This is a genomic window from Vibrio gallaecicus, assembly GCF_024347495.1.
GTDB classification, from domain to species: Bacteria; Pseudomonadota; Gammaproteobacteria; order Enterobacterales; family Vibrionaceae; genus Vibrio; species Vibrio gallaecicus.
Genome location: NZ_AP025491.1, coordinates 1,652,583 through 1,663,615, shown reverse-complemented (window position 1 = coordinate 1,663,615; position 11,033 = coordinate 1,652,583). Strand labels below are relative to the sequence as shown.

Annotated in this window: 9 protein-coding genes; 3 read left to right on the top strand and 6 right to left on the bottom strand. The window is 41.5% G+C overall.

Annotated elements, in window-relative coordinates; all coding sequences use genetic code 11:
- Positions 1-70 precede the first annotated feature (70 nt).
- Positions 71-775, top strand: coding sequence for a DUF445 family protein (locus tag OCU78_RS22260; RefSeq protein WP_137371832.1), 705 nt, complete (start codon positions 71-73; stop codon positions 773-775).
- A gap of 199 nt (positions 776-974) precedes the next feature.
- Here the strand turns inward: OCU78_RS22260 and OCU78_RS22255 are convergent, their stop codons facing one another.
- Entirely contained in the window at positions 975-1,463 is a 489-nt protein-coding gene (locus tag OCU78_RS22255) for an Lrp/AsnC family transcriptional regulator (RefSeq protein WP_137371831.1), read from the bottom strand.
- 404 nt (positions 1,464-1,867) lie between these two features.
- Between OCU78_RS22255 and OCU78_RS22250 the strand changes: the two genes are divergently transcribed.
- Positions 1,868-2,032, top strand: coding sequence for a hypothetical protein (locus OCU78_RS22250; protein ID WP_167493981.1), 165 nt, complete (start codon positions 1,868-1,870; stop codon positions 2,030-2,032).
- Between the two features lie 42 nt (positions 2,033-2,074).
- On the opposite strand, the gene OCU78_RS22245 is transcribed toward OCU78_RS22250, so the two are convergent.
- From OCU78_RS22245 to OCU78_RS22225, 5 genes are all read right to left on the bottom strand, one after another.
- Positions 2,075-2,305 (bottom strand): hypothetical protein, encoded by a 231-nt coding sequence (locus OCU78_RS22245; RefSeq protein ID WP_137371830.1) that lies wholly within the window; start codon positions 2,303-2,305, stop codon positions 2,075-2,077.
- Positions 2,306-2,862: 557 nt separating this feature from the next.
- Positions 2,863-4,353: a sodium/proline symporter PutP gene (putP, locus tag OCU78_RS22240; protein ID WP_137372256.1), complete on the bottom strand. Its 1,491-nt coding sequence runs from the start codon at positions 4,351-4,353 to the stop codon at positions 2,863-2,865.
- 132 nt (positions 4,354-4,485) lie between these two features.
- Positions 4,486-5,190 (bottom strand): 1-pyrroline-5-carboxylate dehydrogenase, encoded by a 705-nt coding sequence (locus OCU78_RS22235; RefSeq protein ID WP_137371829.1) that lies wholly within the window; start codon positions 5,188-5,190, stop codon positions 4,486-4,488.
- 11 nt (positions 5,191-5,201) lie between these two features.
- On the bottom strand, positions 5,202-8,366 hold the full coding sequence (putA, locus tag OCU78_RS22230; protein ID WP_137371828.1) for a bifunctional proline dehydrogenase/L-glutamate gamma-semialdehyde dehydrogenase PutA: 3,165 nt from the start codon (positions 8,364-8,366) through the stop codon (positions 5,202-5,204).
- Between the two features lie 181 nt (positions 8,367-8,547).
- Positions 8,548-9,372: an AraC family transcriptional regulator gene (locus tag OCU78_RS22225; RefSeq protein ID WP_137371827.1), complete on the bottom strand. Its 825-nt coding sequence runs from the start codon at positions 9,370-9,372 to the stop codon at positions 8,548-8,550.
- Positions 9,373-9,819: 447 nt separating this feature from the next.
- On the opposite strand from OCU78_RS22225, the gene OCU78_RS22220 reads away from it, so the two are divergent.
- Entirely contained in the window at positions 9,820-10,923 is a 1,104-nt protein-coding gene (locus OCU78_RS22220) for a PEGA domain-containing protein (RefSeq protein ID WP_137371826.1), read from the top strand.
- The last annotated feature ends 110 nt before the right edge of the window (positions 10,924-11,033 follow it).

Here is an 11,033-nt window from a genome sequence, read left to right as displayed (position 1 = left end):
CGATGTTCTCCTTTCATATTTTATCTTTTTTTCTTAAAATCTCGGCCAATGACTTATATCGAGATCAATCATGAACAAAAGTATTCTTACTAACCTCCTTGCACTTGCTTTACTAGGTGCTGGTTATTCGCTACCGAGCCAATATCTTTTATACGCCGGTTTATTCGCTTTTTCTGGCGCCGTCACCAACTGGCTAGCCATTCATATGCTTTTCGAAAAAGTACCGGGGCTATATGGCTCAGGTGTTATCCCCGCTCGTTTTGAAGAATTCAAAGCCGCTATCAAGCATTTAATGATGGAACAGTTCTTCACTGACAATAATATTGACCGCTTTCTAAACAGCGAAATGTCAGGTAAGTCACTTAACCTAGAGCCAGTAATCAACAAGATTGATTTCAACCCCACTTTCGACTCTTTAGTAGAAGTGATCGCTAACTCTTCTTTCGGCGGAATGCTTGCTATGGTTGGCGGAACAGAAGCTCTTCAACCGTTAAAGGCTCCATTTGTAGAAAAGATGCAAGCTTCAGTTGTAGAGATCAGCCAAAGTGATGCGGTGAAAAATGCGATAAAAGAAGAGCTAGAGTCTCCAGCGATGATGGATGAGATTAAACAAAACATCGAAGCGATTATCGACCAAAGATTGAATGAACTGACACCTAAACTGGTCAAAGAGATGGTTCAACAAATGATTAAGCAGCACTTAGGCTGGCTTGTTGTTTGGGGCGGAGTGTTCGGCGGTTTAATCGGTTTAATCTCAGCAGCGTTAACTGTATAAGTCTATGCTGTGTGAATTACTCTGAAGCTCTGCAACTACAAAACTGTTTAGCTCGGAATTGACACTCAAGCAATGGAAGTTGATTGATACATAGGTCAGCCTTCCCGAATTAAAAATGGAAGCTCATGAGCTTCCATTTTTTATATTCGCTTAAACAGTTGCCCTAAAGGCGCTCGTATTTTCTCAAGTAAGCCGCTTCTTAGGGCAAAGTATCCAGCAGTTCAGCATTCACGCCAAAGCCAGTTTTGTGTTCTTCAATCACAACTTCACTTCGAGTTTGAATGACTCCAGGTAATGTCCCCAATTTTGTAGCCATAAAGGCTTGGTAAGCTTTCATGTCTTTCACTCTGACTTTAATCATAGTGTCAAAATCACCAGACAGTGAGTAGCACTCTTCCACTTCTGGCATCATTTCTACTGCCTGAGCAAATTTCTCAAAGATTGAAAAACTAGTTTGATCCAAGCGAATATGGATAAAAACTTGCACATCCAAGCCCAGTTTTTCTGAACACAGCTCTGCGTGATAACCCTTAATAAAACCTTCTTTTTCAAGTCGCTTCAATCGGTCTGAGCACGGTGAAGTTGTCAAGTTAACTTGCTTAGCAAGCTCAACAACAGGCAAGCGCCCTTTCATATGTAAAATTCGTAGTATTTCTTTATCAATACGATCTAAATGATGCTGCGGCATAAAAACTCTAATGTGACGTTGAATATCGGATTATATTCTAAATGGTAAAATAGGAAGAAAAGTCCCTTCACAAATTAACAATTAAATTACATTTTGATTGCAGGGAAGTTTATCTCAGAGAAGAGTACATAGAGTAAGAATAAACAGTTTGAGATCACAATTCATGAAACGAATATTAAGTGAGGTAAGCAGCCAAGCCTAGGTAGAGCACTACCCTAATTAACAAAAATCACACTAAATTATAAATAATACAAATATTAAATGATCAACCATAAATATGAGAGCTCGATATTCATAACTTGAAATAATAATGACCTTTGTAACAAATAAGTTGAGCTATACAGACAAGAACTTAAATAAGGTAAAGCTAATAATAGAGAAAAATATGAGAAGGATACTCGATAATGATGACACAAGTACTTGCATACAAGCCTTACGGAATAGGCTCATGGACTCACACAACAGTCTCTAAAGACGTAGCGCGAGTCTTAGCTCTAGAATACGCAAGTTATGGTTGGCCAGTCATGATTGACGGTGAAGCAACACTACACTTCAGCAACGCTGCTTAATGCTTAATGCTTAATGCTTAAAAGAATAACTCAATAGCAATGTCAGGCTAGCCCAATCTGGGTTTGAGGGACAGTACTTTGGCTTTCAGAACGACAGTTACATGTTCTACAAAAGTGCTGTCTTTCCATTTCATAATAACACTCACCACTAAAAAACTTAGCTGCCCACTGCTGCATTCGACCGGGAAGGGTATCGGCTTCCAATTCACAACGTCTCATCACTGACTTATGTAACGTCGTTCTTTTACATGCTTTGCAATATAGATCTGGCATACCTTCGTCCTATCAGGTTTGTGTAGTTACTGACAATTGACACATCTTGTCCGATAGAGTTCCGTAATTCATCGTGGGGATTATAAAAATGAGGAGTGTGTTCAATAAATCGACATTTTTAAGTCCATTTATATGACATGAAACATCTGTCACGTTTCAAAAAACCTCAGAACTAAACTATTCACCAACGCTTTCCCTTATATAGCTTAAATTTACAATGTAAATCACTTGTTACGTAACAATGACCTCCCCTAGCCGTGAATAAAAAACCGCACCTCTAACTAAATAGAGAAGTGGTGTCCACCCACTCGTATTGCAGATGAAATAGGTTGTAGGTTGTAGGTTGTAGGTTGTCCAAAATGCTAGACAATTAGCTCATCTTCAAAACGTAAACTGCAACACAAAGACAAGGTTACATATAGGCACCTTCTGTGTAATCCACATAAAAAAATAGAGCCACCGAAGTGACTCTATTTAATTTACTTAATCATTATGTATCATTTACTTAGCCATAAGGTTTGTAAACTGAATTCAGTTCAACCTAATCTAGGTAAGCCTTAATCTAATTCAACTAAGTTCTTTTCAAATGCAGCGTGCTGTTTCTTAACTGAATCTTCTGGTTCACCAGTCATGTAACTTACTACCACAATTGAAATAGTTGAAAGGATGATACCTGGTACGATTTCGTACACATCGAACCAACCGCCAGTGAATTGCTTCCAAAGTACAATTGTCACACCACCCACAACAATACCCGCTAGAGCACCGTTACGGTTCATACGAGCCCAATATAGGCTAAGTACAATAGCTGGACCAAATGCAGCACCAAAACCAGCCCAAGCATAAGATACAAGGCCTAGTACTGAACTATCAGGGGTCATAGCTAGGAATAGAGCAACTAGAGAAATAAGTACAACAGCGATACGACCTACGCGAACGATCTCTTCTGATGTAGCGTCTTTCTTCAGTAACTGCTTGTAAAAGTCTTCTGCTAGAGCTGAAGAAGAAACAAGAAGTTGTGAATCAGCAGTACTCATGATTGCCGCTAGAATTGCAGCAAGTAAGATGCCTGCAATTACAGGGTGGAACATTGCATTCACAAGAAGCATGAAGATTTTTTCACCGTCATCTAATGCTGGAGAACCAGAATTAGTCACGTAAATCAAACCAACTAAACCTACCAGCATTGCACCAACCATAGACAATGCAGACCAAACAACCGCAATACGGCGAGCCGTAGTTAAGTCTTTATTCGAGCGTGTTGCTTTAAAACGAGCAAGGATATGCGGCTGACCAAAGTAGCCAAGACCCCATGCAGCAAGAGAGATAATAGCAATGGCTGAAAGTGGCTCACCTTTCGCATCATTCCAAAGTGTAAGAAGCTCTGGGTTGATGGTATGAAGGTCGCTAGAAAGTTGGCCTAAGCCACCATTCATTGCAGCAATAGGCACAATTAATAGTGCTGCCGACATCAGTAGACCTTGCACTAAATCCGTCCAAGATACCGCTAAGAAACCACCAAATAACGTGTACGATACAACACACACTGTACCGATGATAACCGCTGTTGTGTAATCTAGGCCAAATACCGTTTCAAACAATTTACCACCAGCTACCAAGCCTGAGCTTGTGTAGAAAAGGAAGAATAAAAGAATGAAGAAAGCAGAAATTGTTTGGATCAGCTTCGAGTTGTCATTAAAACGACGAGCTAAGAACTCAGGTAAAGTCAGAGACTCAGTCGTAATACTGTAAGTACGTAAACGCTTAGCACTGATAAGCCAGTTTGCCCATGTACCAATTAATAAACCACCAGCAAGCCAAAACGCTTCAAAACCAGCAGCATAAGCATAACCAGGTAAACCAAGCAGCAACCAACCACTCATATCAGAAGCACCGGCAGAAAGTGCCGCAGGCCAAGGGCCTAAACTACGACCACCCAAGAAATAATCACTTGAGTTGGATGTACGTTTGTAAGCAATAACTCCGATCGCAAGCATCATGATCAGATACGCAATAAACGTGGATGTTATTGCAAAACTATTTTCTATCATTTGATAGTCCTCATTTTAAAATCGCCTTCCCTGCCCAGCACACTCTCGCCACTGCCGTATTGCACAGCATTAAAAATAGTACTGGGAACCCACTTAAACATTGATGCTTAAGTGGGAAAGTATTGAAGGTTAGTGGGCTTCGCTTCCAAGCTCTAGCAAGGTCGCATTACCACCCACGGCTGTTATATTTATAGTTCGCGTACGCTCTGTAATAAAGCGCAACGATAGGTGTGGATCGTGGGCAATATTCATTGCGTTCAGATCCGTTTCAGACACTAAACCGACGATAGCACCGTCACGCTTAGCAAGTTGTAAATTGATAGCTTGTTCTGTTTCCGTGTTGCCAACATAGCCAACACTTCTTACATCGCATGACAACAGCTGTTGAGCCGCATCATAAGGTGTAACCTGAACAAGGTTTGAAGGAAAGCTAGCTTGCTGCACCGCTTTTTCAATTAAGCTTGTGAATTCCACATCATCACTACAAAGCTGCACGCTATTGCCAGCCAGTAACGCTGAAGTGAGCATTGCCATCGCTGTTTGTTGAGCTTGTAAAGAAGCATCACAATGATCGACAACCACTAATGCAACACCGCGACCAGCAGCATATAACTCATTTGTTTCACCGGTTGGACCAACCAATGAGTGCCCTTCTTCCAATAACGAAGACGCTTGCTGAAGATGGAAAGAAACCACTGCCGCTAGCTCTGGAGATACACTTTCGATTTCAGATTTAAGTGAAAGTACAAACGCACTTTTATGATCGAAATCGGTTAAATTCCACTGTTCCCACGCCAGCAAAGCATCAGAAAAACCCGTCACTTGATGAACCATGATACTGCTCCTTATGCCTTGCATTGAGATTGAGAAAACTGAATGTCAGTAAAGCGGTACAAGTAATGTGGACCACCTGCTTTTGGACCAGTACCCGATAGACCTTGCCCGCCAAAGGGTTGTACACCGACCACAGCACCGACTTGGTCACGGTTGATGTAACAGTTACCCACTCGAACATGTTTCTCGATCCAGCGGTAAGTCGTTTCATTACGGCTGTGGATGCCCATCGTCAAACCAAAGCCCGTTTGGTTAATTTGCTCAACCACTTGCGTTAATTCACTCGCCTTAAAACGAACGATGTGTAGCACAGGACCAAACTGTTCTTCTTTCAGGCAACTGATGTCGGATATTTCAAATGCACTCGGAGGGACAAAATCACCATGTTCACAGTCTGAACCTAACGTCAGCTGCGCGACTTTCTTCTGTGTTTGAGTCATGGTTTCTAAGTGAGCCAGCAGCTTAAGTTTGGCATTACTGTCGATAACCGGACCCACATCTGTCTTATGTAAATGCGGAATGCCTACGCTTAGCTCATCCATTGCACCTTGAATCAAACCAATCACACGGTCTGCAATGTCTTCTTGAATAAACAAAACACGCAAAGCAGAACAACGTTGACCTGCAGAAGCAAAGGCAGAACGCACCACATCACGTACTACTTGTTCAGGAAGCGCAGTACTGTCAACGATCATCGCATTTTGACCACCGGTTTCCGCAATAAACGGAACAGGCTTAGCTTTACGAGTCGCAAGTGAAACATTGATACGCTGCGCTGTTGGCGTTGAGCCGGTAAAGGCAACCCCAGCAATCGCATTATGGCTAGTTAACGCGCTGCCAATTTCTGCACCACGACCTGGCAGCAATTGAATAGTACCAGCTGGGAACCCAGCCTCTGCCATCAACTCCATAGCACGAGCAGCAATTAAGCTGGTTTGTTCAGCCGGTTTTGCCACAACCGTATTACCTGCGACCAATGCCGCTGTAATTTGACCTAAGAAAATAGCCAGCGGGAAGTTCCAAGGGCTTATACAAACAAAGACACCGCGACCTTGGCGAGAAGCATTACGGGAAACACCATCAAATCCAGTCAACTCGAAAGCTTCAAGGTTACTTGCTTGCTTTGCGTAGTAACGACAGAAATCAACCGCTTCACGTACTTCATCAATACTATCGTGAATGGTTTTACCCGCTTCTTGGTGACAAATCGCCACCAACTCCGCTAAGTTCTCTTCGAGCAAATCCGCCAATTTGTCTAGCGCAGCACTCTTTATCTCTATAGATGTTTCTTTCCAATCGCCAAACGCAGCTTCCGCACCCAGAATCGCTTCGGAAACATGATCAAGGTTTGCAAAAGCCACTTTTCCAACAGGAATGCGACGATCGTAAGGCGCGGTAATCAATTCTACATTGTGATCCGCCTTGATCATGCTTTCAGCAAGAGATTGGCCATTGATCACGGGACCCGCTGTCCATTGCTTATTTAGGAAAGAATGTACTTGTTTCTCAAATACCTGAGCTTCACTTTCAATATCAATGTTTACGCCATAAGCATTTTTACGCTCAGGGAAGACTTGTGAAGGCAAAGGGATTTTCGTGTTATTCAACGTATCAAACGCTAAAAGCATATCAACAGGGTGTTGAGTGAGCTCTGCCACTGGGCAACGCGCATCCACTAAACGGTGAACAAAAGAACTGTTCGCACCATTCTCAAGTAAACGACGAACAAGGTAAGGCAGTAAGTCTTTGTGGCTGCCAACAGGCGCGTAGATACGAACAGACTGCTGGTACGCTTCCATTGCATGGTTATAAAGTGAATCACCCATGCCATGTAAACGTTGGAATTCATAGTCTTTGTGCTCAGCCATCACTGCAATAGCAGATACTGTGTGAGCATTATGGCTAGCAAATTGAGGGAAAATATTGCCTCGGACGCCTTCACTTAGCAAGAAGCGAGCACACGCTAAATAAGCAACATCGGTTGCCTCTTTACGGGTATAAACAGGGTAATCATCGTAACCAGCTTGTTGCGACCATTTAATTTCACTGTCCCAGTAAGCGCCTTTTACTAAACGAAGTGGGATTAAATCACCTTGCTCTTTCGCTAGGCGGTTCAACCACATAAGAACAGGAAGAGCACGCTTCGAATACGCTTGAATCACAATCCCAAGCTTGCCCCAGCCTTTAACTAAATCACTGCTATACAGTTTTTTGAAAAGTTTAAGAGACAGTTCTAAGCGATCGGCTTCTTCTGCATCAATCGTTATTGCAACATTCAACTCTACTGCTCGGTTAAGCAATTGAATCACGGTGTCATACAGTTCACTTAGGACACGATCTTCATTCGCTACTTCGTAACGAGGGTGAAGCGCCGATAGTTTTATTGAAACCGAGGGAAGCGGGCTTGTTTCGCTGCCATTGTTAGAGCTACTACTGTTAGAACTTAAGTTATCTCTACCAACAGCTTCAATCGCCATCAAGTAATCTTTAAAGTACTTGTTCGCATCTGCAGTAGTTAATGCCGCTTCACCCAACATATCAAACGAATAGGTGAAACCTTTTTCACGCATGGGTTTACCGTTTTTCTGAGCTTCAGCAATGCTGCGACCAAGAACAAACTGGTGCCCCATGACTTTCATGGCTTGGTGCATCGCTTTACGAATAACAGGCTCAGAGAGTTTGTTTACTAAGCGATTAACCGCTTGAGTCGGGCTTTGCTGCTCTTTGCTAGATAAGCCAACCACTTTACCAGTGAGCATAAGCCCCCAAGTAGAAGCATTAACAAAAACAGAATCAGAGTTTTTAAGGTGAGATTTCCAGTCGGCCACGCTTAGCTTATCGCGAATTAAAGCATCTGCGGTCGCTGAATCAGGAATACGCATAAGAGCTTCAGCCAAGCACATCAACAAGATCCCTTCATGGGTATCTAAACTGTACTCAAGTAGCAGTGCATCAATCATTTGGATCGATGACTTATCGGCACGAATAGCTTCAATTAAGCTAGTCGTTTTATCCGTAATTTGCGCTTTTTCAGCCTCAGAAGGGGTTGCTAGCGGCAGTAGTTGCTTTAGCCATTGGGTTTCATCCACCATATATAATGGTGAGATAAGCGTCCAAAGTGTATCAAGCGGCTGCTCAATAAATTCTGGCTTTAACACATCAGTAGCTGTAAACATGCGTTTTCCTTAATCTCACACCCGAAATTAGTTCGGGATCTCTACAATGGCAGCAGTGTATTTTGAGTGTATAAGGAATACTTGTCAAAAACTCCGAGTTTTTTGCTAAAAACTCGCTTTATTAACAAAATAAAAACATGGTCACATGAAAAAGCTTAAAATAATATGTCGTTTTGTTTAACTATTTAACAAGTTTTTGTTTTTTATACTGAGATGGTGACATACCTTGTAAGCGAGAAAAGGTATGGGTGAATGAAGATTGACCTGAAAAACCGGAAAGTTCGGCAACTTGTCCTAAGGTTAAATTTCCTTGTTCTATGAGCTTACGTGAAAGATCAATTCTCTTCCCTAGGACATATTGATGGGGAGTAATGCCCATTTGATCTTTAAAGAGCATGTGGAACTGGCTCTCGCCAAGAAACACGCTACCAGCCAGTTGAGCTACTGAGATCTTATTAGAAAGGTGCTGTTCGATATATCTGTCTAATGCATCAAGGTCGAAACGCGAATCTTTAACGGATGTTTCGAATTCAGAAATGTGTCTTTGAAGCAGGGCAATAACCGTGTCATTACATGCTCTGCTTAACAACAAATCATCAGGACTGGCTTGCATTTCCTGTACTAACATTTGTATAAGCTTTTGAATTTGCATGTCTAATTGAAAGTAGATATTCGATGAAGCCAGTTGATTAATTTTCTCTAGCATCAGTGGATCATCATTGGTTGGCATAGGCATATTCAATACTAAAATATCCGACTGACCAACAACTCCCCCGAAAGCATGATCAGAGCTAGCCGTCACTACACAACCTTGCCCAGGCCCCACTAAATTACCTTTACCACTAACCTCAAATTCGGCCTGACCTTTCAAGCCAATCACAACTTGTGAATACTGATGCTCATGGCAGTCCATATGTGAAGGCAGCGTGATGATTTCCGCAGGGCGCGGCATTGATAAACCAAGGGGTTGAAGGTCAATATTTGGAAAAAGTGGTGTTTTAGGCATGGCATAAATATTCCGGTCAACAAGATATGAATGATACTCCTAAATCGAAATAAGATGAATTTGTAAATTGCATCCTTTGTTATAGCTTCGGCTATAGCACCACATCTCGAAGATCAAGAATGAAAAAATAAAATGATCCTTATGATCATGCCTCCGGAAAGATGATCAAGAAGTGTTAAGTTACGGTTTATGTAAAATCAATTCTGGAAAAATAGCCCTCCTTTACTTCACACTCTCTATTTTAAATTTCGTATAAAGCTCAAATTGCTGGTCTTAAATTCAAAAAATGCTGAGAAAGTACCGAAACAAGGCTTTAGAGTAGATTGGAATACAATAAAACGGTATAAAGGAGAGTATTGTGTTAATTGCTAATAACTGATGAACAACAACTAGAAATTTAACACTAAATGAATGAGCCAATTTAATTTTTACATGCTGCAGGGACCTATGACTAACTTTCGAATTTCAGCGCTTTTACTTGCGCTATCCCCTTTTTGGGTATCTGCATCGGTATCAGCTGAAGAACTGAATCAAGTCGATCCCGTTTCAGCTATCGATGCAAAATTACATAATAAAAACTCAGATATTGAGCAACTTTCAGCGACAAAAGTATCAGCGACTGAAGATCTACAGCAGCTAAAAAATACCAATATTAAGTTATTACGTGAAAGCGAAGAATTAAAAGCTAAGCGTAATAGAAGTAAGTCAGTGCTGGACAAACAGTACAGCCGCTTACTTGAAGACCCAGAGATTGACTTAATTTCTTTTCAGAAAAGCTACCAAGATGCTTGGACCGCAGTTAAAGAAAATCAATCTTCTCTGCTTGATAACCAACAAGCGATGAGTGAAAGCGAAATTCGTCTTTCTCAAATCAAACAAAAGCAAGCTCGCTTGAATAATGAATTAGCGAACCTGAAAGAATCAAAAGTTGAAGCACGTGTTAAACGTATCGCAACAGAGCTGCGTGAGAGTGCTGTTCTTGAAACCAGCTACACAACAACGTGTTCATCAACCATGACACTTGGTGAATGTACTTCGCAAGGTAAATACTTAACCAACCAAAAAGCAGTTCAAACCTTCAAAGCTCAGTTACTTGAACAGCTCACAGAGAACACGTTAGCAAAACAAAACTTGCAAGATGTTCAACTGAATATTCACGTTCAAGATAGCCAAACTATCAAAAGTGGCTTCTCTGGCAACAACTCTTACTTCATGCAGATTCAGGCTCAGCTTCAAGCAAAACCAGAAGCTGTTGCGGCATGTAACTTATTAAATGTATCGACTCGCTACTGTCTAACCGGTAGCCAAGCAGCTGTAGTCAAAAAAAATGACAAACAGTGGGCTAACGTGACGGTTCGTTCTGATCAGTACAATGACTCTGTCACCATCAATGGTATTAAATACGGCAGTACACCTATTGAGGTGGCTTTACCAAGTGGTCGTCATCAAGTTACTGTGTCTAAAGATGGCTACGAATCTTACAACCGCACCGTAACCATTAATGGCAGCGATACTATTTGGGTAAAATTACTTCCGAGTAAAGAAAGCTAATACTTCTAAATAGACGTGCCTATTTCACAAAGCTGAATGAATATTCGCCATTTTGTTGATAGTTATAAAAGATAACTTAAGACAAAATGGCGTTTTCGTTTAGAATATCT

Excerpts from the sequence above, each read along its gene's own strand:
- OCU78_RS22245 (WP_137371830.1), bottom strand. The coding sequence starts at position 2,305 with ATGCCAGATCTATATTGCAAAGCATGTAAAAGAACGACGTTACATAAG.
- OCU78_RS22225 (WP_137371827.1), bottom strand. The coding sequence starts at position 9,372 with ATGCCTAAAACACCACTTTTTCCAAATATTGACCTTCAACCCCTTGGT.
- putA (WP_137371828.1), bottom strand. The coding sequence starts at position 8,366 with ATGTTTACAGCTACTGATGTGTTAAAGCCAGAATTTATTGAGCAGCCG.
- OCU78_RS22220 (WP_137371826.1), top strand. The coding sequence starts at position 9,820 with ATGACTAACTTTCGAATTTCAGCGCTTTTACTTGCGCTATCCCCTTTT.
- OCU78_RS22250 (WP_167493981.1), top strand. The coding sequence starts at position 1,868 with ATGATGACACAAGTACTTGCATACAAGCCTTACGGAATAGGCTCATGG.
- OCU78_RS22260 (WP_137371832.1), top strand. The coding sequence starts at position 71 with ATGAACAAAAGTATTCTTACTAACCTCCTTGCACTTGCTTTACTAGGT.
- OCU78_RS22235 (WP_137371829.1), bottom strand. The coding sequence starts at position 5,190 with ATGGTTCATCAAGTGACGGGTTTTTCTGATGCTTTGCTGGCGTGGGAA.
- OCU78_RS22255 (WP_137371831.1), bottom strand. The coding sequence starts at position 1,463 with ATGCCGCAGCATCATTTAGATCGTATTGATAAAGAAATACTACGAATT.